General features: G+C 59.3%; 23 protein-coding genes. 15 read left to right on the top strand and 8 right to left on the bottom strand.

Going from position 1 to position 25,991, the window contains the following annotated elements; translation table 11 throughout:
• Positions 1-507 precede the first annotated feature (507 nt).
• Positions 508-3,099: a DNA mismatch repair protein MutS gene (gene mutS, locus F6S08_RS06800; RefSeq protein WP_409999755.1), complete on the top strand. Its 2,592-nt coding sequence runs from the start codon at positions 508-510 to the stop codon at positions 3,097-3,099.
• A 142-nt stretch (positions 3,100-3,241) separates the two neighbouring features.
• Positions 3,242-3,565 carry a ferredoxin FdxA gene (fdxA, locus tag F6S08_RS06795; RefSeq protein ID WP_027604581.1) on the top strand — a complete coding sequence of 108 codons (324 nt, stop codon included), beginning with the start codon at positions 3,242-3,244 and terminating at the stop codon, positions 3,563-3,565.
• Between the two features lie 496 nt (positions 3,566-4,061).
• On the opposite strand, the gene apbC is transcribed toward fdxA, so the two are convergent.
• On the bottom strand, positions 4,062-5,156 hold the full coding sequence (gene apbC / locus F6S08_RS06790) for an iron-sulfur cluster carrier protein ApbC (RefSeq protein WP_027604582.1): 1,095 nt from the start codon (positions 5,154-5,156) through the stop codon (positions 4,062-4,064).
• 172 nt (positions 5,157-5,328) lie between these two features.
• Between apbC and metG the strand changes: the two genes are divergently transcribed.
• The 4 genes from metG (at position 5,329) to F6S08_RS06770 (ending at position 9,521) form a co-directional block, all read left to right on the top strand.
• Positions 5,329-7,380, top strand: a complete 2,052-nt coding sequence (metG, locus tag F6S08_RS06785) for a methionine--tRNA ligase (RefSeq protein ID WP_315871420.1) — start codon at positions 5,329-5,331, stop codon at positions 7,378-7,380.
• A gap of 114 nt (positions 7,381-7,494) precedes the next feature.
• Positions 7,495-8,457 (top strand): electron transport complex subunit RsxB, encoded by a 963-nt coding sequence (gene rsxB, locus F6S08_RS06780; protein WP_315871419.1) that lies wholly within the window; start codon positions 7,495-7,497, stop codon positions 8,455-8,457.
• Positions 8,458-8,592: 135 nt separating this feature from the next.
• Positions 8,593-9,231, top strand: coding sequence for an endonuclease III (gene nth, locus F6S08_RS06775; protein WP_315871418.1), 639 nt, complete (start codon positions 8,593-8,595; stop codon positions 9,229-9,231).
• A gap of 107 nt (positions 9,232-9,338) precedes the next feature.
• The gene (locus F6S08_RS06770; RefSeq protein WP_027604586.1) at positions 9,339-9,521 is read left to right on the top strand and encodes a PA3496 family putative envelope integrity protein; all 183 of its coding nucleotides are present in this window, start codon (positions 9,339-9,341) and stop codon (positions 9,519-9,521) included.
• Positions 9,522-9,605: 84 nt separating this feature from the next.
• Here the strand turns inward: F6S08_RS06770 and F6S08_RS06765 are convergent, their stop codons facing one another.
• The 3 genes from F6S08_RS06765 to F6S08_RS06755 all read right to left on the bottom strand — a co-directional run bounded on the left by F6S08_RS06765 (position 9,606) and on the right by F6S08_RS06755 (position 13,082).
• Positions 9,606-10,238 (bottom strand): response regulator transcription factor, encoded by a 633-nt coding sequence (locus tag F6S08_RS06765; protein WP_027604587.1) that lies wholly within the window; start codon positions 10,236-10,238, stop codon positions 9,606-9,608.
• A 588-nt stretch (positions 10,239-10,826) separates the two neighbouring features.
• Positions 10,827-12,044, bottom strand: a complete 1,218-nt coding sequence (locus F6S08_RS06760) for an argininosuccinate synthase (protein WP_012722490.1) — start codon at positions 12,042-12,044, stop codon at positions 10,827-10,829.
• Positions 12,045-12,173: 129 nt separating this feature from the next.
• The gene (locus tag F6S08_RS06755; protein ID WP_092356347.1) at positions 12,174-13,082 is read right to left on the bottom strand and encodes a flagellar protein MotY; all 909 of its coding nucleotides are present in this window, start codon (positions 13,080-13,082) and stop codon (positions 12,174-12,176) included.
• A 156-nt stretch (positions 13,083-13,238) separates the two neighbouring features.
• On the opposite strand from F6S08_RS06755, the gene pyrC reads away from it, so the two are divergent.
• The gene (gene pyrC / locus F6S08_RS06750; RefSeq protein WP_315871417.1) at positions 13,239-14,285 is read left to right on the top strand and encodes a dihydroorotase; all 1,047 of its coding nucleotides are present in this window, start codon (positions 13,239-13,241) and stop codon (positions 14,283-14,285) included.
• On the top strand, positions 14,282-14,956 hold the full coding sequence (rnt, locus tag F6S08_RS06745; RefSeq protein WP_027604590.1) for a ribonuclease T: 675 nt from the start codon (positions 14,282-14,284) through the stop codon (positions 14,954-14,956). Before pyrC ends, rnt begins: the two co-directional genes overlap by 4 nt.
• A gap of 65 nt (positions 14,957-15,021) precedes the next feature.
• On the opposite strand, the gene F6S08_RS06740 is transcribed toward rnt, so the two are convergent.
• Positions 15,022-15,624, bottom strand: coding sequence for a peroxiredoxin (locus F6S08_RS06740; protein WP_003172097.1), 603 nt, complete (start codon positions 15,622-15,624; stop codon positions 15,022-15,024).
• A gap of 244 nt (positions 15,625-15,868) precedes the next feature.
• On the opposite strand from F6S08_RS06740, the gene F6S08_RS06735 reads away from it, so the two are divergent.
• A complete protein-coding gene (locus F6S08_RS06735) occupies positions 15,869-16,087 on the top strand; it encodes a bacterioferritin-associated ferredoxin (RefSeq protein WP_074844072.1) in 219 nt (72 codons plus the stop codon).
• Between the two features lie 201 nt (positions 16,088-16,288).
• Complete coding sequence (gene bfr / locus F6S08_RS06730) at positions 16,289-16,759, top strand: bacterioferritin (protein ID WP_012722487.1); 471 nt, start codon at positions 16,289-16,291, stop codon at positions 16,757-16,759.
• Positions 16,760-16,825: 66 nt separating this feature from the next.
• Here bfr and grxD read toward each other — a convergent pair whose 3' ends face one another.
• On the bottom strand, positions 16,826-17,164 hold the full coding sequence (grxD, locus tag F6S08_RS06725; protein ID WP_027604591.1) for a Grx4 family monothiol glutaredoxin: 339 nt from the start codon (positions 17,162-17,164) through the stop codon (positions 16,826-16,828).
• Between the two features lie 86 nt (positions 17,165-17,250).
• Positions 17,251-19,359 (bottom strand): molybdopterin oxidoreductase family protein, encoded by a 2,109-nt coding sequence (locus F6S08_RS06720; RefSeq protein WP_315871416.1) that lies wholly within the window; start codon positions 19,357-19,359, stop codon positions 17,251-17,253.
• 431 nt (positions 19,360-19,790) lie between these two features.
• On the opposite strand from F6S08_RS06720, the gene argF reads away from it, so the two are divergent.
• The gene (gene argF, locus F6S08_RS06715) at positions 19,791-20,711 is read left to right on the top strand and encodes an ornithine carbamoyltransferase (protein WP_027604593.1); all 921 of its coding nucleotides are present in this window, start codon (positions 19,791-19,793) and stop codon (positions 20,709-20,711) included.
• A complete protein-coding gene (locus F6S08_RS06710; RefSeq protein ID WP_065926527.1) occupies positions 20,708-21,817 on the top strand; it encodes an ABC transporter ATP-binding protein in 1,110 nt (369 codons plus the stop codon). The genes argF and F6S08_RS06710 overlap by 4 nt, the downstream gene beginning before the upstream one ends.
• A gap of 63 nt (positions 21,818-21,880) precedes the next feature.
• Here F6S08_RS06710 and ybaK read toward each other — a convergent pair whose 3' ends face one another.
• Positions 21,881-22,351, bottom strand: coding sequence for a Cys-tRNA(Pro) deacylase (ybaK, locus tag F6S08_RS06705; RefSeq protein WP_065926528.1), 471 nt, complete (start codon positions 22,349-22,351; stop codon positions 21,881-21,883).
• Positions 22,352-22,676: 325 nt separating this feature from the next.
• On the opposite strand from ybaK, the gene F6S08_RS06700 reads away from it, so the two are divergent.
• From F6S08_RS06700 to F6S08_RS06690, 3 genes are all read left to right on the top strand, one after another.
• A complete protein-coding gene (locus F6S08_RS06700; RefSeq protein WP_027604596.1) occupies positions 22,677-23,531 on the top strand; it encodes an MIP/aquaporin family protein in 855 nt (284 codons plus the stop codon).
• Between the two features lie 76 nt (positions 23,532-23,607).
• Positions 23,608-25,113: a glycerol kinase GlpK gene (glpK, locus tag F6S08_RS06695; RefSeq protein ID WP_065948872.1), complete on the top strand. Its 1,506-nt coding sequence runs from the start codon at positions 23,608-23,610 to the stop codon at positions 25,111-25,113.
• Between the two features lie 95 nt (positions 25,114-25,208).
• A complete protein-coding gene (locus tag F6S08_RS06690; RefSeq protein ID WP_092487436.1) occupies positions 25,209-25,964 on the top strand; it encodes a DeoR/GlpR family transcriptional regulator in 756 nt (251 codons plus the stop codon).
• Positions 25,965-25,991: the final 27 nt, after the last annotated feature.

Genomic DNA, 25,991 nt, shown 5'->3' with positions numbered 1-25,991 from the left:
AGCTGATCATCCTGATCAGCGTTCACACTGCATTGATGTAGTGTAAACCATACCTATAAACTTTCTACCCCCAGCTAAAACCCCGCTGCCCACCGGCCTTGAGGGCCGGTGGGCAGCGGGGTTTTAGCTAATAATCGGAAGGGGGAGATAGCGAGCGATTAAGCCACCCGTCAACCAGTAGGTCAATTTATTTTAAGTAGCCTATCCGCTCTCATCGACGCAAGACACCTCGTATCAGAATCAAGCAACTGATTTAGAAATGAAATTTCTTTACGACCGTTTGTCCTAGGGTGAAATGTCCACACAAGAGGGGGCCAGCAAATGTGAACCCAGGCTAAGGCCCCAGAGGCAACGACGTGATAATCTTTAGTGATTGGCCGAGCTCATTTCAGGGAAAAATTCCGGGTGAGCTATCGCTTGCATTCCAATGACTCTTTCCTATTGCGTCGTTGCGAAAATAGCCCCATTTCTGCCCCAAATATTTTACAGAAAGCACCTAACCAACTGATGAATAAAGCAATTTCCAATCCATCCGCCCACACCCCGATGATGCAGCAGTACTGGCGCCTGAAAAACCAGCACCCTGATCAGTTGATGTTCTATCGCATGGGCGACTTCTACGAGATCTTCTATGAAGACGCGAAGAAGGCCGCCAAGTTGCTGGACATCACCTTGACCGCGCGCGGGCAGTCGGCGGGGCAGTCGATTCCGATGTGCGGGATTCCTTACCACTCGCTGGAGGGTTACCTGGTCAAGCTGGTGAAGCTGGGCGAATCGGTGGTGATCTGCGAGCAGATCGGCGATCCGGCCACCAGCAAGGGCCCGGTGGAACGCCAGGTGGTGCGCATTATTACGCCGGGGACGGTGAGTGATGAGGCGCTGCTGGATGAGCGTCGCGATAACCTGATCGCTGCGGTGCTGGGCGATGAGCGCTTGTTCGGGCTTTCGGTACTGGACATCACCAGCGGCAATTTCAGCGTGCTGGAGATCAAGGGCTGGGAAAACCTGCTGGCGGAGCTGGAGCGCATCAACCCGGTGGAGTTGTTGATCCCGGATGATTGGCCGAAGGATCTGCCTGCGGAAAAACGCCGTGGGACCAAGCGTCGCGCGCCGTGGGATTTCGAGCGTGACTCGGCACTGAAAAGTCTATGCCAGCAGTTCTCGGTGCAGGACCTTAAAGGCTTCGGTTGCGAAACCCTGACCCTGGCCATCGGCGCTGCGGGTTGCCTGCTCAGCTATGCCAAGGAAACCCAACGCACCGCCCTGCCGCATTTGCGCAGCCTGCGCCATGAGCGCCTGGACGACACCGTGGTGCTCGATGGCGCGAGCCGTCGCAACCTGGAACTGGACACCAACCTGTCCGGCGGGCGTGACAACACCCTGCAATCGGTGGTCGACCGCTGCCAAACCGCCATGGGCAGCCGTCTGTTGACCCGCTGGTTGAACCGTCCGTTGCGGGATTTGACGGTGCTGCAGGCGCGCCAGACGTCGATTACCTGCCTGCTGGACGGCTATCGCTTTGAAAAGCTGCAGCCGCAGCTGAAGGAAATCGGCGACATCGAGCGCATCCTGGCGCGGATCGGCCTGCGCAATGCGCGACCCCGTGACCTGGCGCGTCTGCGCGATGCCCTCAGCGCCCTGCCGCAACTGCAAGTGGCAATGACCGAACTGGATACGCCGCACCTGCAACAGCTCGCCGTAACGGCCGGTACCTACCCGGAACTGGCAGCGCTGTTGGAAAAGGCCATTATCGACAACCCGCCGGCGATCATCCGTGACGGCGGCGTGCTCAAGACCGGCTACGACAGCGAACTGGACGAACTGCAGTCCCTGAGCGAAAACGCCGGGCAGTTCCTGATCGACCTGGAAGCCCGCGAAAAAGCTCGCACCGGCCTGGCCAACCTGAAGGTGGGCTACAACCGCGTGCATGGCTACTTTATCGAGTTGCCGAGTAAGCAGGCCGAGTCGGCGCCCATCGACTATCAACGCCGCCAGACACTCAAAGGTGCCGAGCGTTTTATCACCCCGGAGCTGAAGGAGTTTGAAGACAAGGCGCTGTCGGCCAAGAGCCGTGCCCTGGCCCGGGAAAAGATGCTCTACGAGGCGTTGCTGGAAGACTTGATCAGCCAGTTGGCGCCGCTGCAGGACACCGCCGCCGCCCTGGCGGAGCTGGATGTGCTGAGCAACCTCGCCGAACGGGCGCTGAATCTCGACCTGAACTGCCCACGGTTTGTCAGCGAGCCGTGCATGCGCATCGTGCAGGGGCGCCACCCGGTGGTGGAGCAGGTGCTGACCACGCCGTTCGTCGCCAACGACCTGTCGCTGGACGACGATACCCGCATGTTGGTGATCACCGGTCCGAACATGGGTGGTAAATCCACCTACATGCGTCAAACCGCCTTGATCGTACTGCTGGCGCATATCGGCAGCTTTGTGCCAGCGGCCAGTTGTGAATTGTCCCTGGTAGACCGCATCTTCACCCGGATCGGCTCCAGCGATGACCTGGCCGGTGGCCGTTCGACCTTTATGGTGGAAATGAGCGAGACCGCGAATATCCTGCACAACGCCACCGAGCGCAGCCTGGTGCTGATGGACGAAGTGGGTCGCGGCACCAGTACGTTTGACGGCCTGTCCCTGGCATGGGCGGCGGCCGAACGGTTGGCGCATCTGCGTGCCTATACGCTATTTGCCACCCACTACTTCGAACTGACGGTGCTGCCGGAAAGCGAGCCGCTGGTGGCCAACGTGCATCTGAATGCCACCGAGCACAACGAGCGCATCGTATTCCTGCACCACGTGCTGCCAGGGCCGGCCAGCCAGAGTTACGGGCTGGCCGTGGCGCAATTGGCCGGCGTGCCGAACGACGTGATCACCCGTGCCCGCGAGCACCTCAGCCGCCTGGAAACCACGGCCCTGCCCCATGAAACCGTGGTGGCCAGCCCTGCCAAGGCCAGCCGCAAACCTGCTGCGCCGCACCAGAGCGATATGTTCGCCAGCCTGCCCCATCCGGTGCTGGATGAATTGGCAAAGCTTGACCTGGACGACTTGACGCCGCGAAAAGCGCTGGAAATGTTATATGCACTGAAGACTCGGATATAACGCTCACGCTTGCAAGCTGATAGACTCTCGCGCGGTTTGGGATGCTGCTGGCTCTTAGCCTGGCCTGCAGACTATCGCTCCCGAACCTCGCGAGCCCTACCACAAAGGGTTTCGCTGCCGCCGCCTGAGGAGAGAATTAGAAATGACCTTCGTCGTCACCGACAACTGCATCAAGTGCAAGTACACCGACTGCGTAGAAGTGTGTCCGGTGGACTGCTTCTACGAAGGCCCGAACTTCCTGGTCATCCACCCGGACGAGTGCATTGACTGCGCCCTGTGTGAACCTGAATGCCCGGCCGTCGCCATTTTCTCCGAGGACGAAGTCCCGGCGGGCATGGAACAGTTCATTCAGTTGAACGTTGAATTGGCTGAAATCTGGCCAAACATCACCGAGAAGAAAGACTCGTTGCCGGATGCCGCCGAATGGGATGGCAAACCCAACAAGATTGAGCAACTAGAGCGCTAAAAGCGCCGCTGCCCAACAAAAAAAGGCCCTTCAAGGGCCTTTTTTGCGTTCCGGGGAACGCATTCACTTTTCTATAGACGAAAAAAGGGGCGGTATGACCCGCCCACATTTTTTCCCTAGTCCCTGTGTTCCTTTTCATCATCCTGATGAATCGCATCCTGCGACGTTCCTTCAACCATCGTTCCTTGATGGCTGTGTCAATCCGTGGACACAGGGCTGATGTTAGAGAGTTCCGAGGGAAGTTCAACGGGATCCAAACTTGGCACTGACAGTTTCCAGCGCCCAGACAAAGATAAATAATTGTTATATTTCAATTAGATAGAAAACTCCCTCAAGGATTAGAGACGCACACGCCCGGCAAAAAAACCAAACACTTACGAGAAAGTAAGCGAATGCTTACGCGCGCCATTGCGTAAAAGCGTAAAAGAAACCCATTGACCGATCTCCAGGCAAGAAAAAGCCCCGACAAGTCGAGGCTTCTTGTCCTTCAGCGAGTTCAGTCGTCGCTGACCGTAATGGTCGGCATTGCCGGGGCCGCCGCTTCCTGCAGGACGATCCGGGCGCCCACATGGCGAGCCAATTCCTGGTAGATCATGGCGATCTGGCCATCGGGCTCTGCCGCTACGGTGGGCTTGCCGCCGTCGGCCTGTTCACGAATGCCCATCGACAATGGCAACGAGGCCAGTAGTTCAACGCCGTACTGGGTCGCCAGCTTCTCGCCACCGCCTTCACCAAACAGATGCTCTGCGTGGCCGCAGTTGGAGCAGATGTGCACCGCCATGTTCTCCACCACACCCAGCACCGGAATGTTGACCTTGCGGAACATCTCCACGCCCTTCCTGGCGTCCAGCAACGCCAGGTCCTGGGGCGTGGTCACGATCACCGAGCCGGCCACCGGGACTTTCTGTGCCAGGGTCAGTTGGATATCGCCGGTGCCTGGCGGCATGTCGATCACCAGGTAATCCAGGTCGCCCCAGGCGGTCTGGGTGACCAACTGCAGCAACGCGCCGGAGACCATCGGCCCGCGCCACACCATCGGCGTGTTGTCATCGGTCAGGAACGCCATGGACATGACCTCCACGCCCATGGACTCGATCGGCACGAACCACTTCTGGTCCTTGACCTTCGGCCGCGTGCCTTCGGCGATGCCGAACATCACGCCCTGGCTCGGGCCGTAGATATCGGCGTCGAGAATACCCACGCGCGCGCCTTCACGGGCCAGGGCCAGGGCCAGGTTGGCTGCGGTGGTGGATTTGCCCACGCCGCCCTTGCCGGAAGCGACTGCCACCACGTTCTTGACGTTGGCCAGGCCCGGGATCTGCGCCTGGGCCTTGTGCGGGGCGATCACGCACTGGATGTCGACCTTGGCCGCACGCACGCCGTCGAGGCCCTCGATGGCCATTTGCAGCATCTGCGCCCAACCGCTCTTGAACAGGCCGGCGGCATAACCCAGCTCCAGCTGGACCGAGACCTGGTCACCCTGGACCTCGATGGCGCGTACACAGCCGGCGCTGACCGGATCCTGGTTCAAATAGGGGTCGGTGTACTGGCGAAGAACGGCTTCCACCGCTGCGCGATTGACGGCGCTCATGGGCAACTCCCGAAAAAAGACTGACTGAAACAGGCGGCTATCCTAACCGTTCCAGCAGCGTTACGGCATGCTTTCGCAGGTGCGGAAGATTCTGAAACAGCACCACGGGGTGAAATAAATTTCCCGGCGCTTTATAGTGGCCGACCTCCGTTTCATCAAGTAGCCGAGCCCCATGTCCGAGCCACGCAAGATCCTCGTCACCAGCGCCCTGCCCTATGCCAATGGTTCCATCCATCTTGGCCATATGCTTGAGTACATCCAGACCGATATGTGGGTGCGCTTCCAGAAGCATCGCGGCAATCAATGCATCTATGTCTGCGCGGACGACGCCCACGGTTCGGCCATCATGCTGCGCGCCGAAAAGGAAGGCATCACCCCGGAACAGCTGATCGCCAATGTGCAGGCTGAACACAGCGCCGACTTTGCCGAGTTCCTGGTGGATTTCGACAACTTCCACTCGACCCACTCCGCCGAAAACCGCGAGCTGTCGAGCCAGATCTACCTGCGCTTGAAGGACGCCGGGCACATCGCCACGCGCTCGATCACGCAGTATTTCGACCCGGAAAAGAAAATGTTCCTGGCCGACCGCTTCATCAAGGGCACCTGCCCGAAATGCGGCACTGAAGACCAGTACGGCGACAACTGCGAAAAATGCGGTGCCACCTACGCACCGACTGACCTGAAGAACCCGCGCTCGGCGATCTCCGGCGCCATCCCGGTACTCAAGGACTCCCAGCACTTCTTCTTCAAGCTCCCGGATTTCCAGCAGATGCTGCAAACCTGGACCCGCAGCGGCACCCTGCAGGACGCCGTGGCCAACAAGATCGCCGAATGGCTGGATGCAGGCCTGCAACAGTGGGACATCTCCCGCGACGCGCCGTACTTCGGCTTCGAGATCCCAGGCGAGCCCGGCAAATACTTCTATGTATGGCTGGACGCGCCGATCGGCTACATGGCCAGCTTCAAGAACCTCTGCGACCGTACGCCGGAGCTGGACTTCGATGCGTTCTGGGGCAAGGACTCCACCGCCGAGCTGTACCACTTCATCGGCAAGGACATCGTCAACTTCCACGCCCTGTTCTGGCCAGCCATGCTCGAAGGTTCGGGCTACCGCAAGCCAACCGGCATCGCGGTACACGGCTACCTGACGGTCAATGGCCAGAAGATGTCCAAGTCCCGTGGCACCTTTATCAAGGCACGCACCTACCTGGACCACCTGTCGCCGGAATACCTGCGCTACTACTACGCCTCCAAGCTGGGCCGTGGCGTCGACGACCTGGACCTGAACCTGGAAGACTTCGTCCAGAAGGTCAACTCGGACCTGGTTGGCAAGGTGGTCAACATCGCCAGCCGCTGCGCCGGTTTTATCCACAAAGGCAACGCCGGCCTGCTGGTGGCCGAGAACGCCGCGCCGGAACTGACCGACGCGTTCCTGGCTGCCGCGCCAAGCATCGCCGACGCCTATGAAGCCCGCGACTTTGCCCGCGCCATGCGCGAGATCATGGGCCTGGCCGACCGCGCCAACGCCTGGATTGCCGACAAGGCCCCCTGGTCGCTGAACAAGCAGGAAGGCAAGCAGGAAGAGGTCCAGGCGATCTGCGCCACCGGCGTCAACCTGTTCCGCCAGTTGGTGATCTTCCTCAAGCCCGTGTTGCCATTGCTGGCCGCCGACGCCGAGGCGTTCCTCAATGTCGCCCCGCTCACCTGGAACGACCACGCCACGTTGCTCAGCAACCATCAGTTGAATGAATTCAAGCCTCTGATGACCCGCATCGACCCGGTCAAGGTCCAGGCCATGACCGACTCATCGAAAGAAGACCTGGCTGCCAGCCAGACCGATACCGGCGAATCGAAACCGGCCGGTAACGGCGAGTTGGCCAAGGACCCGCTTTCCCCGGAAATCGACTTTGACGCCTTTGCTGCCGTGGACCTGCGCGTGGCGCTGATCATCAAGGCCGAAGCCGTGGAAGGGGCCGACAAACTGCTGCGCCTGACCCTGGATATTGGTGACGAACAACGCAACGTGTTCTCCGGAATCAAGAGCGCCTATCCGGACCCATCCAAGCTCAATGGTCGCCTGACCATGATGATTGCCAACCTCAAGCCGCGGAAAATGAAGTTCGGTATTTCCGAAGGCATGGTGATGGCGGCGGGCCCTGGCGGCGAAGAGATCTACCTGCTGAGCCCTGACAGCGGCGCCAAGCCGGGTCAACGTATCAAGTAAGCGCTGCAAAACAGCCCTGTCGTTTCGGCGACGGGGCTTTTCAACTAGTCCCCCCTTCTCGCTTGCCGGATAATCAAACCCTGTTTGTTCAACCGGCACGCCAATGATCACTCCATGAATCTGATTCAACGTATCGACGCGCTGCTGCCGCAGACACAATGCGGCAAATGTGGGCACCCGGGCTGCAAGCCTTACGCCGAGGGTATCGCCCGGGGCGAGGCAATCAACAAATGCCCGCCCGGAGGACAGGAGACGATCACCGGCCTTGCGCTATTACTGCGTGTACCCATTCTGGAGCTGGATACCAGCCGTGGGGACGCCCCGGCCCAGGTCGCCTACATCCGCGAGGACGAGTGCATCGGCTGCACCAAATGCATCCAGGCCTGCCCGGTGGACGCGATTGTCGGCGCCGCCAAGTTGATGCACACCGTTATCATCGATGAGTGCACCGGTTGCGGCCTGTGCGTCGCGCCCTGCCCCGTCGACTGCATTGAGTTACGCCCACTGGTCACAGGGCTGCCGATCGTCGGCGGCCTGGCAGCGAACGAAAACGAACGCCGTGAACGAGATTTCAAGCGCGACCGTGCCCGGCAACGCTTTGAACAACGCAATGCGCGCCTGCAACGGGAAGAAGAGCACAGGATTGCCCAACGTGTGGCGCGGCCTCAGCGTTCAGCACCAACTCCCCCTTTGCCACTTGACGCAGCGCGAGCCGCCCAGGATGCGGAGGTGAAAAAAGCCAAGATCAATGTGGCCATGAGCCGCGCCCAATTGCACAAATCCTTGCAGGCTTTTGGGCACCCGCCGACCTTTGAACAACAATCCCAACTGATCGCCCTGCAACAGCAGTTCGAGGCAGCGGAGCAGGCGTTGGCAGCCCTGGGCCTGCATCACACACCCGCGACACCGCTGCCTGCCGTCAACAACGCCGACCTCAAGCGCGCCAAAATCCAATTGGCGATGCGCCGGGCCGAGTTGAAGAAAGCCCTCGACCAACAGGCGGATCCGCAACAATTAGCCGACGCGCAACACAAGCTCGATGATGCGCAGCGCCAAGTAGACGCCCATGGCACATGACTGATAATCCTGGGGGTTGTTACAGTCCATCGCCGACACCACATTGATATCGTCGGCTTGTCCTGCTCGCAGGACTCCAGGCCTGGACCCACTATTCGAAACTACGCTGACTGCCCGAAAGGAACCTTCCGCCCCATGAACGCCGCAAAACGCCTGGAAATTTTTCGCAGGCTTCACGAAGACAATCCGGAACCCAAGACCGAACTGGCCTACTCCTCGCCGTTCGAGTTACTGATTGCAGTGATCCTGTCGGCCCAATCCACGGACGTCGGCGTCAACAAGGCCACGGCCAGGCTGTATCCCGTGGCAAACACGCCAGAGGCGATTTACGCCCTGGGCGTGGACGGGTTATCGGAGTACATCAAGACCATCGGCCTCTACAACAGCAAGGCCAAGAATGTCATCGAGACCTGCCGCTTGCTGATAGAACGGCACAATAGCGAAGTGCCAGAAACCCGCGAAGAACTGGAAGCCCTGCCGGGGGTGGGCCGTAAAACCGCTAACGTGGTGCTCAACACCGCATTCAGGCAACTCACCATGGCCGTGGATACCCATATTTTTCGGGTCAGTAATCGAACCGGAATAGCCCGCGGCAAGAACGTGGTCGAAGTGGAAAAGCAGCTCATGAAGTTCGTGCCCAAACCGTACCTGCTTGACTCCCACCATTGGCTGATCCTGCACGGACGCTATGTTTGCCAGGCCCGCAAGCCGCGCTGCGGCAGCTGCCGCATTGAAGACCTGTGCGAATACAAGGACAAGACGTCGGACGATTGAGGGTTCATTGGTTTTCTCGATCAGTCGATTGAAAAAATCTTTTTTACCCATTCATGGATTATCGTTATAAGGAGCGCCAACGGCAGTCTTACTCCGGAGTTAACGTTATGAGCACTGACAAAGAACAGTTGGATGTGGAAGACGACCTCGTTGAATCGGAGGACGATGGCGTGGAAGCACCTGTGGCGGAGGTCGCCAAGACCAATCTGAGCAAACGCCGTACTATCGACAACCTTCTGGAAGAACGACGCTTGCAAAAACAACTGGCCGACTACGACTTCGACCTCTGATCAAGCGGTCGACGGCCGGAAGCCTCCCTGTCGGAGGCTTTTTTCTGCCGGTTGTGCGGCCTATGCGCAGTGCTGTGCCCTCACCTATACCAAGCCGTTACGCTGGGCCAGCTCGATCAAGTCCACGAGAGAGCGGGCATTGAGCTTGAGCAGCAGACGAGTCTTGTAGGTGCTGACGGTCTTGTTGCTGAGAAACATACCGTCGGCAATCTCCTTGTTGGTCCTGCCCCGGGCCAACTGCTGCAACACCATCATCTCCCGGCCGGACAGACGCTCGACCATATCGGCCTCACTGGCATTGCCCATGGTGGAGCGTACCGAGTTGAGTGCCTGGTTTGGGAAATAGCTGTAGCCCGACAACACCGCCTTGATCGCGCTGAGCAATTCAGTCAGGTCCTGTTGCTTGCACACATAGCCAGCAGCACCCGCCTGCATGCAACGCATCGAAAAGTGACCTGGAGCCTGGGAGGTGAGCACCAGGACCTTGAACGGGACAGCCTGCTTGGTAGACGAAAGTCGGCAAATAACTTCCAGGCCATCGAGCTTGGGAATCCCAATATCCAGTATGACAATGTCCGGCATATGCTCCCGCGCAAGTTGCAACGCATCGACACCGTTATTGGTCTCTGCAACGACCTCATAACCATGACGCTCCATTAGCATACGCACAGCAAGACGAATGACGGGATGATCATCTACGATCAGCACTTTATTCATGAGAAAGTCCAATTTCGCTGTTCGAATTATTTAGAGCAAACACAATAGCCTAGTCGTTTCCTAGTTGGCATAGCGTTCCCCCCCGAGCAACAGCAAGCAGAGACCCAACCCACAGAGATAAAGGAAACGCCCTACAAAAAAACACCGATACAGATGTTTCCAGTTTTATGAGGCCCTTCAGAACTTTCCGGGACCTCACATATTTTGAGTGAAATTTCCAGCCCCCCCAGGGGATAAGGTAAACGTGCCGCACGCAACTATCAGGAAATGCCCCTTGCCTGTCGACTGCAGGTAGCGGAGCTGGCAGAGAAAAATCGGTAGTTTCAGTTCCATTTAACATATTTACTTACATCCTTATTTCCTACAGAATTTTTGGCTTCTTACATACTCCTCGCACCTACATGAGTGAATTATCTGTAAGACTGGTTCCTACACAAATGATAAAAAACATTCCCCCGACAAAAAACCAGCGTCCCCATCATCAAAAACACTGATTAAACAAGTTTAAAGAAAGTGGACTTAATCAAGAATTCAAGACAAAAAAATGGCCCCTTGAACAAGGGGCCATTTTTACAACCGGCTTGACACTCAGAACAACGAACGACCTTTGTTGGCAGCAATGCGCATGCGCAATGCATTCAACTTGATAAAGCCCGCTGCGTCGGCCTGGTTGTAGGCGCCGCCATCTTCTTCGAAAGTGGCGATGTTGGCGTCGAACAGCGAGTCATCCGACTTACGGCCGGTAACGATCACATTGCCCTTGTACAACTTCAGACGCACAACGCCATTCACGTGGGCCTGGGAAGCATCGATCATCTGTTGCAGCATCAGACGCTCAGGGCTCCACCAGTAGCCGGTATAGATCAGGCTGGCGTACTTGGGCATCAGCTCGTCTTTGAGGTGAGCCACTTCACGGTCCAGGGTGATGGACTCGATGGCGCGGTGGGCACGCAGCATGATGGTGCCGCCCGGGGTTTCGTAGCAGCCACGGGACTTCATGCCCACATAGCGGTTCTCGACGATGTCGAGGCGACCGATGCCGTGTTCACCACCGATACGGTTCAGCGTCGCCAATACGGTGGCCGGGGTCATTTCGACGCCGTCCAGCGCGACGATGTCGCCATTACGGTAGGTCAGTTCCAGGTATTGCGGCTTGTCTGGAGCGTTCTCCGGGGAGACGGTCCATTTCCACATGTCTTCTTCGTGCTCGGTCCAGGTGTCTTCCAGCACGCCGCCTTCATAGGAGATGTGCAGCAGGTTGGCGTCCATCGAGTACGGGGACTTTTTCTTGCCATGACGCTCGATCGGGATCGCGTGCTTTTCAGCGTAATCCATCAGCTTTTCACGGGACAGCAGGTCCCATTCACGCCAGGGGGCAATCACTTTCACGCCGGGCTTGAGCGCGTAGGCACCCAGTTCGAAACGCACCTGGTCGTTGCCCTTGCCGGTGGCGCCATGGGAAATGGCATCAGCGCCGGTTTCGTTGGCGATTTCGATCAGGCGCTTGGCGATCAGCGGACGTGCGATGGAAGTACCCAGCAGGTACTCGCCTTCGTAGACAGTGTTGGCGCGAAACATCGGGAAGACGAAATCGCGGACGAATTCTTCGCGCAGGTCGTCAATGTAGATCTCTTTCACGCCCATGGCTTGCGCCTTGGCACGTGCAGGTTCGACCTCTTCGCCCTGACCCAGGTCAGCGGTGAAGGTCACCACTTCACAGTTATAAGTATCCTGCAGCCACTTGAGGATCACCGAAGTGTCCAGGCCGCCGGAATACGCGAGAACGACCTTGTTTACGTCGGCCATGCCATCACTCCACGGGGTTGTACGGAAAGGCGTCGATTCTACCGATCAAAACCGTGGATTTACAGGGGCGCGACAGCAAATGAAGATAAAGCGACAGATTATGTCGAGCGAGCGACCGATGGTCGCACGTCAGGAGGTGTGTGCCGGGTTGCTCGGCCCCGTGGCCTGGGGGGCCGGTTTCTCAGGGGCAGCCACGCGTTCGAGCTGAATATTCACGCGGCGGTTACGGGCCCGGTTGGCGGCAGTGGTGTTGGGCGCCAAGGGGTAGCTTTCACCATGGAACCGCAGGGTGATCTGAGACTCAGGAATACCGTTGGCCTTGAAGTAGTCCATCACCGCCAGCGCACGACGGCGTGAAACATCACGGTTGCTCAGGCGATTGCCGCTGTTGTCCGAGTGGCCGTTCAATTCGATATGGTTGACGGTAGGGTCCGCCTTCATGAATTCGAGAATCACCGCCAGCTTCTGCTTTGCCGCAGCGTCCAGCTCGATGCCGCCACCGGGGAAGCCCACTTCGGTCTGCTTGACCTGATCGTAATTCATCGGCAGCAACTTGGCGGTGCACAGTTGATAGTCGCTGTAGGCCTTGTTGAATTTCACCGGCAGCAGGCGAATCTCCGAATAGCCACCCTCGCGTCCATAGTGCCGCACAGTGGGCGAGCGTCCATCGAGCAAACCGTTGAAGAGACGCCCGGCCTGGGCCTGAGAGCTGTTGAACAGCACATCACCGCTGCCGGCACGTACGGCGCCGAGATTGATGTCACCCCGACCGGGCTGCCAGGGGGCTGCGGCGGCCAACAAGGTGGCCGACCCTGCGCCCAACGACCCGTTATAGGCTTTCAGACGAAACGTCGCCTGCTCGCCGGCCCGGCGCACGAACTCACCCGAACCGAAGTCGGTGATCGGTTGGCTCAGGCGGCACTCGAACTTGTCCCCCTCTACCTTCCACTCAATGTTCTCCAGACGTGTCTGGAACGTGAGGGCCATAGCAGGCAGGCTGGCGAACACACTGAGCAGGGCTAGATAATGCTGGCGCACGGGAGGCTCCACTGGTTTCTACAACACTTCAAAGCGTCATACATCGATAAGGCATACGAAAGGCTATCGGATGCATCCTGCAAAACTTGATAGCGAGTGCCTGCAAGAGTCTTTTCCGGTAGCATTCCCACCAGATTGACCCGCCTGGAATCCCCAATGTCCGACCGCCTGACCCTGCTGCGTCCCGACGACTGGCATATTCATCTTCGCGATGGTGCTGCGTTGCCCCAAACCGTGGCCGATGTAGCGCGTACGTTTGGCCGCGCCATCATCATGCCTAACCTGGTACCACCGGTGCGTAATGCCGCCGAAGCCGACGCCTATCGCCAGCGCATCCTCGCTGCACGGCCGGCCGGCAGCCGCTTCGAACCGTTGATGGTGCTCTACCTCACCGACCGTACCCTGCCCGAAGAAATTCGCCAGGCCAAGGCCAGCGGTTTCGTGCACGCCGCCAAGCTGTACCCGGCCGGTGCGACCACCAACTCCGATTCCGGCGTGACCAGCATCGACAAGATCCTGCCGGCCATCGAAGCCATGGCCGAAGTCGGCATGCCGCTGCTGATCCACGGTGAAGTCACCCGTGGCGACGTGGACGTGTTCGATCGCGAGAAAATCTTCATCGACGAGCACATGCGCCGCGTGGTCGAGCTGTTCCCGACCCTCAAGGTGGTGTTCGAGCACATCACCACGGCCGATGCCGTGCAGTTCGTCACCGAGGCCTCGGCCAACGTCGGCGCAACCATCACCGCCCATCACCTGCTGTACAACCGCAACCACATGCTGGTGGGCGGGATTCGGCCGCACTTCTATTGCCTGCCGATCCTCAAGCGCAACACCCACCAGGTGGCCTTGCTGGATGCCGCGACCAGCGGTAATCCGAAGTTCTTCCTGGGCACCGACTCTGCGCCCCACGCCCAGCACGCCAAGGAAGCCGCGTGCGGTTGTGCCGGTTGCTACACCGCGTTTGCCGCCATCGAGTTGTATGCCGAAGCGTTCGAACAGCGCAACGCCCTGGATAAACTCGAAGGTTTCGCCAGCCTCAATGGCCCGCGATTCTATGGCCTGCCGGCGAATACCGACCGTATCACCCTGGTCCGTGAAGACTGGACTGCCCCCGCCAGCCTGCCATTTGGCGAGCTGACCGTTATCCCGCTGCGCGCCGGTGAAACACTGCGCTGGCGCCTGCTGGAGGAAAGCAAGTGAGTGAAGACCATTACGATGACGACCAGGAACACGGTGGCGGTGGTGGTTCGCGCCACCCGATGGCCGAACGTTTCCGCGGCTACCTGCCTGTCGTTGTCGACGTAGAAACCGGCGGCTTCAATTGCGCCACCGATGCACTGCTGGAAATCGCCGCAACCACTATCGGCATGGACGAACAGGGCTTTGTGTATCCGGAGCACACCCACTTCTTCCGCGTCGAGCCGTTTGAAGGTGCCAATATCGAAGCGGCAGCCCTGGAGTTCACCGGGATCAAGCTGGATCACCCCCTGCGCATGGCCGTCAGCGAAGAGGCGGCACTCACCGATATCTTCCGTGGCGTACGCAAGGCCTTGAAGGCCAACGGCTGCAAGCGCGCGATCCTGGTCGGGCATAACAGCAGCTTCGACCTGGGCTTCCTCAACGCCGCCGTGACGCGGCTGGACATGAAGCGCAATCCGTTCCACCCGTTCTCCAGTTTCGACACCGCCACCCTTGCTGGCCTGGCCTATGGCCAGACCGTCTTGGCCAAGGCCTGCCAGGCGGCCGGCATCGACTTCGACGGTCGCGAAGCCCACTCGGCCCGCTACGACACCGAGAAGACCGCCGAGCTGTTCTGCGGCATCGTCAACCGCTGGAAGCAGATGGGCGGCTGGGAAGACTTCGGCGACTGAGGTCAAATCCCGCGCATGAAAAAACCGGCCTTCTCAGGCCGGTTTTTTTGTCCCGCGAATCCGGCTTACAGCTTGCCAGCGTTCTCGGTCAGGTAAGCCGCAACGCCTTCAGGCGAAGCGTTCATGCCTTTGTCGCCTTTTTTCCAGTTGGCAGGGCAGACTTCGCCGTGCTCTTCGTGGAATTGCAGGGCGTCGACCAGACGGATCAGCTCTTCCATGTTACGGCCCAGCGGCAGGTCGTTGATGATCTGGGAGCGCACAACGCCCTTGTCGTCGATCAGGAACGCGCCACGGAACGCCACGCCACCTTCGGACTCAACGTCGTAGGCCTTGGCGATGTCGTGCTTCATGTCGGCAGCCATGGTGTATTTGACTTTGCCGATGCCGCCATCGTTGATGGCCGTGTTGCGCCAGGCGTTGTGGGTGAAATGGGAGTCGATGGAAACGGCAACCACTTCAACGTTACGCGCCTTGAAATCGTCCATGCGGTGGTCCAGAGCGATCAGCTCCGAAGGGCAGACGAAGGTGAAGTCCAGCGGGTAGAAGAACACCAGGCCGTATTTGCCTTTGATGGCTTCAGACAGTTTGAAGCTGTCAACGATTTCGCCATTGCCGAGCACGGCAGGTACGTCGAAATCCGGGGCTTGTTTGCCGACGAGTACGCTCATTGGGTATCTCCTGATGTAAGGGTGACGATTGAAGTAAAAGGACCGGCCTTGAGTCTGCCGCATTCAAGCGACAGCCCTGTGACGCAGTCACGCTTCGTGAAGACCGACCATCATACACTGAAAAAACCGTTCGTCAGCGTGAGGGCGGTGCAGGCCAATACCCTACGAATCTACTTTGACAATCATTCTCGTTAACATTAAGATCCATCGCACTTAAGCCTTAAACCCGCGACGGTTCTCCCTTATGTATGTGTGCCTGTGTACCGGCGTCACCGACGGACAAATCCGCGAAGCAATCTATGAAGGTTGCTGCAGCTACAAGGAAGTGCGTGAAACCACCGGCGTTGCCAGTCAATGTGGTAAATGTGCTTGCCTCGCCAAGCAAGTGGTACGGGAAACCCTGACGCAGCTGCAAACAGCACAGGCCGCTGTTCCCTACTCAGCAGAATTTACACACGCCTAAATAGGCGTGTTTTGAAGAACCGGACCGAGTGTCCGGTTTTTTTATGCCTGTAATTCAATTAGTTAGCGCTAAGACGCGGAACACAAACATTCTTATTCCGATTAATTTTCATTTATTATTCAATAACTTAGGTTTGACACTAGGGTTTTCGCCGCTCAAACTCCGCCTTATACACAGCTACTACAGGGCAGGACCCCAGTCATGAAAGGCGACATCTCAGTCATCCAGCAACTCAACAAAATCCTTGCCAATGAACTGGTCGCGATCAATCAGTACTTCCTGCATGCGCGCATGTACGACGATTGGGGCCTGGAAAAGCTTGGCAAGCGTGAATACAAAGAATCCATCAAGGCCATGAAGGACGCCGACGCGCTGATCAAGCGCATCCTGTTCCTCGAAGGCCTGCCGAACGTACAGGACCTGGGCAAGCTGAACATCGGCGAGCACACCCAGGAAATGATCAGCAGCGACCTGGGCTTTGAACGCAAGAGCCACAGCGACCTCAAGGCCGCCATTGCACATTGCGAGACCAAGGGCGACTTCGGCAGCCGCGAACTGCTGGAAGACATCCTGGAAGACCAGGAAGAACATATCGACTGGCTGGAAACCCAACTGGGCCTGATCGATAAAGTCAGCCTGGAAAACTACCTGCAATCGCAGATGGGCGAATAATCCCGTCGCTAGGTACAAAAAAGCCCCGCTCTCTCACGAGAAGCGGGGCTTTTTATTACAGGCGAATCAAGCGTCGGTCTTGGCCGCCGCGTTTGCCGCTGCATCTTTGATCAACGCCTGCAACGAACCATCAGCTGCCATTTCGGTGATGATATCGCTACCGCCGACCAGCTCGCCGGCTACCCACAGTTGCGGGAAGGTAGGCCAGTTGGCGTACTTCGGCAGGTTGGCGCGGATTTCCGGGTTTTGCAGGATATCCACGTAAGCGAACTTCTCGCCACACTGCATAACAGCCTGGGAAGCCTTCGCGGAGAAACCGCACTGAGGAGCGTTAGGTGCGCCCTTCATGTAAAGCAGAATGGTGTTGTTGGCAATCTGCTCTTTGATCGTTTCGATGATATCCATGGAACACCTCGGCTGGAACTTTGCGACTCACAGGTCGGCACGGTGGCGCATTGTAACGCAAAATTCCAACGCGGTGCTCGGGCTCCTTATGCGGCAGCGACTTGGACAGGTACGCCATTCAAGGCCGCATTGCCCGACAACTCATCCAATTGCCGCTCGTCGGTCAAGTCATTCGCGCTCGCCCCCGGTTGCTCGCTGGCGATGCTCATCTGCACCCCCGGACGGCCATGACCCCAACCATGGGGCAGGCTGACCACGCCGGGCATCATGTCCAGGCTGGCGACCACCTCCACCTCGATCATGCCGATACGTGAACTGACGCGCACCCACTGCCCATCTGCCAACTGGCGACTGGCCAGGTCATCGGGATGCATATGCAAATGGTGCCGAGGCTTGCCCTTCACCAGCCGGTGATAGTTATGCATCCAGGAATTATTACTGCGCACATGGCGACGGCCGATCAGCAGCAACTCGTCAGCCACAGGCATCGGCTGCGCCGCAAAGCGCGCCAGATCCGCCAGAATCACTGCCGGTGCCGCCTGCACCTTGCCATCCACGGTTTTCAACCGCGCGGCGAGATTTGGCTTGAGCGGCCCCAGGTCCATGCCATGGGGATGGTCCGCCAGCTTCGCCACCGACAACTGATGGCTCGACGCATCACCATAAGCGCCGGCGCGCAGGCCGAAGTCGATCATTTGCGCAGGCGGCATGGTGGGCTTGAGCGCCATACCGGTGTGCGCAGCGAATGCCGTGGCCAGGCCGACGAAGATCTCCCAGTCATGCAACGCCCCCTCAGGCTTGGGCAGGATCGCGCGATTGAAACGGGTGACATTGCGCACGGCGAACATGTTGAACGTGGTGTCGTAGTGGTCGTTTTCCAGCGCCGAAGTGGACGGCAGGATCAGATCGGCATAACGCGTGGTCTCGTTGATATAGAGGTCGATGCTGACCATGAACTCCAAGCCGTCCAGGGCCTGCTCCAACTGGCGGCCATTGGGGGTCGACAACACCGGGTTGCCCGCCACCGTCACCAGCGCGCGGACCTGTCCTTCGCCGCCGGTGAGCATTTCTTCGGCCAATACAGACACTGGCAACTCGCCGCCGTACTCCGGGCGCCCGGACACGCGACTCTGCCAGCGATTGAAATGCCCGCCACCGGTGGACGCGACCAAGTCCACTGCCGGACTGGTGCATAACGCACCGCCTTCGCGGTCGAGGTTGCCAGTGACCAGGTTGATCAACTGCACCAGCCAATGACACAGCGTACCGAACGCCTGGGTCGACACCCCCATGCGCCCGTAGCACACCGCTTTATCCGCAGCAGCGAAATCCCGTGCCAACTGGCGAATCTGCCCGGCGGGTACGGCACACTGGCGGCTCATGGCTTCGGCGGTAAAGCCGAGGATCGCACGGCGCACATCCTCAAGGCCCTCTACCGGCAAATGACTGTCACGCGTCAGGTTCTCGGTGAACAGTGTGTTGAGTACCCCGAACAGCAACGCCGCATCCCCGCCAGGCCGCACGAACAGATGCTGATCAGCGATCGCCGCCGTCTCACTGCGCCGAGGATCGACCACCACCACCTTGCCACCCCGGGCCTGGATAGCCTTGAGACGCTTCTCCACATCGGGCACGGTCATGATGCTGCCGTTGGAGGCCAGCGGGTTGCCGCCCAGGATCAGCATGAAGTCGGTGTGGTCGATGTCCGGAATCGGCAGCAACAGGCCGTGGCCGTACATGAGGTGGCTGGTGAGGTGATGGGGCAACTGGTCTACGGAGGTGGCAGAAAATCGGTTGCGCGTCTTGAGCTGGCCGAGGAAGTAGTTGCTGTGGGTCATCAGCCCATAGTTGTGCACGCTGGGGTTGCCCTGATACACCGCCACTGCATTCTGTCCATGCCGCGCCTGGATGCCCGCCAGCCGCTCGGCGACCAGGGCAAACGCCTCATCCCACGGGATTGGCTGCCATTCGCTGCCCACCCGCAACATGGGCTGGTGCAGGCGGTCAGGATCATTCTGTATGTCCTGCAACGCCACGGCCTTGGGGCAGATATGGCCGCGACTGAAGCTGTCCAGCGTGTCGCCCTTGATCGAGGTGATCGCCAGGCTGCCGTCTTCGGCTTGGGTGGTTTCCAGGGTCAGGCCACAAATGGCTTCGCACAGGTGGCAGGCACGGTGGTGGAGAGTCTTGGTCATGGCCAGTCTCTTTATTGGGCTTTGGCCTGACTATGGGCCGTGACCATGACAGGCACCAGCATCGTTCGCCCTGTGAATCGATAGCCATCAGGCCAGGCCATGAGCAAACATGAGCAAATGTTACAGAGCCTGTAACCCACGTCTAAAACCGACACAGCCCGGCCTGGGCCCGCCCCTGCACATTGCAAATGGTTGCGAGGCCAGTGTACAAATGACCTGCTGCTGTCTGGAAACCGTCTTCGAATGCGCTCTTGCGCCCTTCTTGAACACCCATAAAACCGTAGCCCTATTGGTAAGACGCGACATTTAATTATAAGATCGCGCCTTCCCCTATTTCGTCGCCCCGTGCGGCTTTCGCCGCAGGTCTCGCCCGTTGTCACAATAAACAAGGCTTTGAGTATCTGCGGTCTGTTGCAAAAAGGTAGTTAATGATGAGCGCAAGGCACTTTCTCTCCCTGATGGATTGCACGCCCGAAGAGCTGGTCAGCGTGATCCGTCGAGGCATTGAGCTTAAAGACCTGCGTAACCGCGGCGTACTGTTCGAGCCTTTGAAAAACCGCGTGCTCGGGATGATTTTCGAGAAGTCGTCGACCCGCACTCGCCTGTCGTTCGAAGCGGGCATGATCCAGCTGGGTGGCCAGGCCATCTTCCTGTCGCCGCGTGACACCCAACTGGGCCGTGGCGAGCCGATCAGCGACTGCGCGATCGTCATGTCGCGAATGCTCGATGCGGTGATGATCCGTACCTTCGCCCACAGCACCCTGACCGAATTCGCCGCCAACTCGCGCGTGCCGGTAATCAACGGCCTGTCCGATGACCTGCACCCATGCCAGTTGCTGGCCGACATGCAGACCTTCCTTGAGCACCGTGGCTCGATCCAGGGCAAGACCGTGGCCTGGATCGGTGACGGCAACAACATGTGCAACAGCTATATAGAAGCGGCGATTCAGTTCGACTTCCACCTGCGCATCGCCTGCCCGGAAGGCTTCGAACCGGCCGCCGAGTTCCTGGCCAAGGCCGATGGCCGTGTGCAGATCCTGCGCGATCCAAAGGATGCAGCGATCGGCGCCCACCTGGTCAGCACCGACGTCTGGACCTCCATGGGCCAGGAAGACGAAACCGCCAAGCGCCTGGCCCTGTTCGCGCCCTTCCAGGTGACCCGCGCCCTGCTCGACATGGCCGCGCCGGACGTGCTGTTCATGCACTGCCTGCCCGCCCACCGGGGTGAAGAAATCAGCCTCGACCTGCTCGATGACCCACGCTCCGTGGCCTGGGACCAGGCAGAGAACCGCCTGCACGCGCAAAAAGCCCTGCTCGAATTCCTCGTCGAACCGGCGTACCACCACGCATGAGCCAGCCATTACTGCTGAACTTGCGCAATCTGGCATGCGGCTACCAGGATCAACGGGTGGTGCAGAACCTCAATCTGCACCTCAACGCGGGCGATATCGGTTGCCTGCTGGGTTCTTCGGGCTGTGGCAAAACCACGACCTTGCGCGCGATTGCCGGTTTTGAGCCGGTGCACGAAGGCGAAATCAGCCTCGCGGGCGAAGTGATCTCCAGCGCCGGTTTTACCCTGGCGCCGGAGAAACGTCGTATCGGCATGGTGTTCCAGGACTACGCACTGTTTCCCCACCTCAGCGTGGCCGACAACATCGCCTTCGGCATTCGCAAACACCCGCAAAAAGACCGTGTGGTCGCCGAACTGCTGGAGCTGGTCAACCTCAAGAACCTGGGCAAGCGCTTCCCCCACGAACTGTCGGGTGGCCAGCAACAACGCGTCGCCCTCGCCCGCGCCCTGGCGCCGGAGCCACAACTGTTGCTGCTGGACGAACCGTTCTCCAACCTCGACGGCGAACTGCGGCGCAAGCTCAGCCACGAGGTACGCGACATCCTCAAGGCACGGGGCACCAGTGCGATCCTGGTCACCCATGACCAGGAAGAGGCGTTCGCTGTGAGTGATCACGTCGGAGTGTTCAAGGAAGGGCGCCTGGAGCAGTGGGATACCCCCTACAACCTCTATCACGAACCCCTGACGCCGTATGTCGCCAGCTTTATCGGCCAGGGTTATTTCATTCGTGGCCAGTTGAGTTCGCCCGAGTCCGTCCACACCGAACTGGGCGACCTGCGCGGAAACCGCGCCTACACCTGGCCTACGGGGGGTGCCGTGGACGTCTTGCTGCGCCCGGACGACATCGTCTACGCGCCGGACAGTGCCTTGAAAGCGCGGATCGTCGGCAAGACCTTCCTCGGCGCATCAACCCTGTACCGCCTACAACTGCCGACGGGTGCGCAGTTGGAGTCGATTTTCCCCAGCCATGCCGACCATCAGGTGGGCGCACAAGTGGGCATTCGCGTGGCCGCGGAGCATCTGGTGCTGTTCCAGGCCTCAGGCAGCGTCGCGGCGCAGGTTCCTCACGCCGAATCCGGCGTACGACGCTACAGCCCGGCTGGCTGAGTCAATGATCAACGTGTGGGAGAGGCAAGCCCCCTCCCACATTGATTCTCCAGCATATCGGGATTACACCCGGCCAATTTCTGCGAATTTGGCCTGGGTATGTTCCGCCAGCACCGCGGCGGACAACTCCACTTCCAGCCCGCGCCTCCCCGCACTCACAAAAATTGTCGCGAACGGCTGCGCCGTTACATCGATAAATGTGCGCAGCCGCTTCTTCTGCCCCAGTGGGCTGATGCCTCCCAGCAGGTAACCGGTGGAACGCTGCGCCGCTGCCGGATCAGCCATTTCGACTTTTTTCACACCCGCCGCATGAGCCAGGGCCTTGAGGTCCAGACTTCCGACGACCGGCACCACAGCCACCAATAATTCGCCTTTTTCACTGCTGGCCAACAAGGTCTTGAACACCTGCGCCGGGTCGAGGCCCAATTTCTCTGCGGCCTCCAGGCCATAGGAGGCCGCCTTGGGGTCGTGTTCATAACTGTGGACGCGATGTTCGGCGCGAACTTTTTTCAACAAATCCAATGCGGGGGTCATGACCTCTCCGAGCGTGGCAAACAGACGGCCAATTCTAGGCCAAGCCCGCATAAAACGCTCTAGTCCGCCCTCCCCCTCCACAATACTTAACGTGGCGAGCGTGATCATTCATCAAACCAATAGTTGGAAAGTGACCGACAGTTCACTTTCGACCTTTGACAGCCGTCATTCTTGTCTATATTTTTTCGTTTCCGAATACTGTAGGAATACACCTGCAGCGTTCCAGCAGTAAGCCGTGTCTTGGATGGGGATCCTGTCACGGTGAAAATCGCGCAACCGTCCGTTGAGGCAGTGCGCCAGACAAGAACAACAATCGAGGTTTTCCATGACAACTGCTCTTCAACAGCCTTCACTTTCAAGCCAATGCATGGCCGAGTTCCTGGGGACTGCGCTGCTGATCTTCTTCGGTACAGGCTGCGTTGCTGCGCTCAAGGTCGCGGGTGCCAGCTTCGGGTTGTGGGAAATCAGCATCATCTGGGGGATCGGCGTCAGCATGGCGATCTACCTGAGCGCCGGTATTTCCGGGGCCCACCTCAACCCGGCGGTCAGTATCGCCCTGTGTATTTTTGCCGACTTCGACAAGCGCAAACTGCCGTTCTACATCCTGGCCCAAATCGCCGGTGCCTTCTGCTCGGCGGCGCTGGTGTACACGCTCTATAGCAATCTCTTTTTCGATTACGAACAAACCCACCATCTGGTACGCGGCACCCAGGCCAGCCTGGAATTGGCCTCGGTGTTCTCCACCTACCCCCATGCACTGCTGAGCACGGCGCAGGCCTTCCTGGTGGAAATGGTCATTACCGCGATCCTGATGGGCGTGATCATGGCCCTCACCGATGACAACAACGGCCTGCCGCGCGGCCCGCTGGCGCCACTGTTGATCGGCCTGCTGATTGCGGTCATCGGCAGTGCCATGGGCCCGCTGACCGGCTTTGCGATGAACCCGGCGCGGGATTTCGGGCCCAAGCTGATGACCTTTTTCGCTGGCTGGGGTGAAATGGCCTTTACTGGCGGCCGCGATATTCCTTACTTCCTGGTTCCGATTTTCGCGCCGATTGTCGGCGCATGCCTCGGTGCTGCGGCCTATCGCGGGCTGATTGCCCGCCACTTGCCGAGCGCCGCACCTGCTATAGCGGAAACAACTGACACGGCTGTCAACGGCAAGACTCGTATTTCCTGAAAGCGCCAGCCTGGTCCCCTGCCCTATGCGGCCCCGGCTGATTTCTGACTTCCTTATTTCGTCCAAGGCAATTGACATGACCGACATCGAGAATAAGAACTACATCATTGCCCTTGATCAGGGCACCACCAGTTCCCGGGCAATCATCTTCGATCGCGACGCCAACGTGGTCTGCACCGCCCAACGTGAATTCACCCAGCACTACCCGCAAGCCGGCTGGGTCGAACATGACCCGATGGAAATCTTCGCCACCCAGAGCGCGGTGATGGTCGAGGCCCTGGCACAGGCCGGCCTGCACCATGACCAGGTCGCCGCCATCGGCATCACCAACCAGCGTGAAACCACCGTGGTCTGGGATAAGGTCACCGGCCGCCCGATCTACAACGCCATCGTCTGGCAGTGCCGCCGCAGCACCGAAATCTGCCAGCAGCTCAAGCGCGACGGCCACGAGCAATACATTAACGACACCACCGGCCTGGTCACCGACCCGTACTTCTCCGGCACCAAGCTCAAGTGGATCCTCGATAACGTCGAAGGCAGCCGCGAGCGTGCGCGCAACGGCGAGTTGCTGTTCGGCACTGTCGACAGCTGGCTGATCTGGAAATTTACCGGCGGCAAAACCCACGTCACCGACTACACCAACGCCTCGCGCACCATGCTCTTCAACATCCACACCCTGGAGTGGGATGCGAAGATGCTGGAGATCCTCGACGTTCCGCGGGAAATGCTGCCGGAAGTGAAGTCTTCCTCCGAGATCTACGGCCGCACCAAAAGCGGCATCGCCATCGGCGGTATCGCCGGTGACCAGCAAGCGGCACTGTTCGGCCAGATGTGCGTTGAGGCCGGCCAGGCCAAGAACACCTACGGCACCGGCTGCTTCCTGCTGATGAATACCGGCGACAAAGCGGTCAAGTCCAAGCACGGCATGCTCACCACCATCGCCTGCGGCCCCCGTGGCGAAGTGGCCTATGCGCTGGAAGGCGCGGTGTTCAACGGTGGCTCCACCGTGCAATGGCTGCGTGACGAGCTGAAAATCATCGCCGATGCCACCGACACCGAATACTTCGCCGGCAAGGTCAAGGACAGCAATGGCGTGTACCTGGTCCCGGCCTTCACCGGCCTGGGCGCCCCCTACTGGGACCCGTATGCCCGTGGCGCACTGTTTGGCCTGACCCGCGGCGTACGCGTGGATCACATTATTCGTGCCGCCCTGGAGTCGATTGCCTACCAGACCCGCGACGTGCTCGACGCCATGCAACAGGACTCGGGCGAACGCCTCAAGGCCCTGCGTGTGGACGGCGGTGCGGTGGCCAACAACTTCCTGATGCAATTCCAGGCCGACATCCTCGGCACCCAGGTCGAGCGCCCGCAAATGCGCGAAACCACCGCACTCGGCGCCGCCTACCTGGCCGGTCTGGCCTGCGGCTTCTGGGGCAGCCTCGACGAGCTGCGCGGCAAGGCCGTGATCGAGCGCGAATTCGAACCGCAGCTGGAAGAAGCCGCCAAGGAAAAACTCTACGCCGGCTGGCAAAAAGCGGTGAGCCGCACCCGCGACTGGGAACCCCACGAAGGCGCCGAATAAGCCATGCGCGGGCCCCATATCGGGTTGTAACTGGCAGGGAGCAGATTCCTGCGTCATCATGGGCCACTTTTGTATGGCAGCCCAAAGGACGCCCCATGAATCTGCCTCCCCGCCAGCAGCAAATCCTCGAACTGGTCCGCGAACGCGGCTACGTCAGTATCGAGGAAATGGCGCAGCTATTCGTTGTCACCCCGCAAACCATCCGCCGCGATATCAACCAACTGGCGGACGCCAATCTGCTGCGCCGCTACCACGGCGGCGCGGCCTATGACTCCAGTGTCGAGAACACCGCGTACGCCATGCGGGCCGACCAGATGCGCGATGAGAAACAACGCATCGGCGAAGCCATCGCGGCACAAATCCCCGATCACGCCTCGTTGTTCATCAATATCGGCACCACCACGGAATCCATTGCCCGTGCGCTGCTCAACCACAGCCACCTGAAAATCATCACCAACAATCTCAACGTCGCCACCATGCTCAGCGCCAAGGACGACTTCGACGTGTTGCTGACCGGCGGCAATGTGCGTCGTGACGGCGGCGTGGTGGGCCAGGCCAGTGTCGACTTTATCAACCAGTTCAAGGTCGACTTCGCATTGGTGGGTATCAGTGGCATCGACGAGGACGGCAGCCTGCTGGACTTCGACTACCAGGAAGTCCGGGTTTCCCAGGCGATCATCGCCAATGCACGCCAGGTGATCCTGGCGGCGGACTCCAGCAAATTCGGGCGCAATGCCATGATTCGACTGGGGCCGATCAGCCTGGTGGACTGCCTGGTGACGGATCAGGAGCCGGTGCCGGCGCTGGTGCAGTTGCTGAACCAGCACAAGGTTCGCCTGGAAGTCGTATAGCGTCTGCACTGAAGCCATCGGGGGCAA

Source organism: Pseudomonas sp. JV449 (genome assembly GCF_032424295.1).
GTDB lineage: Bacteria > Pseudomonadota > Gammaproteobacteria > Pseudomonadales > Pseudomonadaceae > Aquipseudomonas > Aquipseudomonas marginalis.
This window is presented reverse-complemented; position numbering and strand designations above follow the sequence as displayed.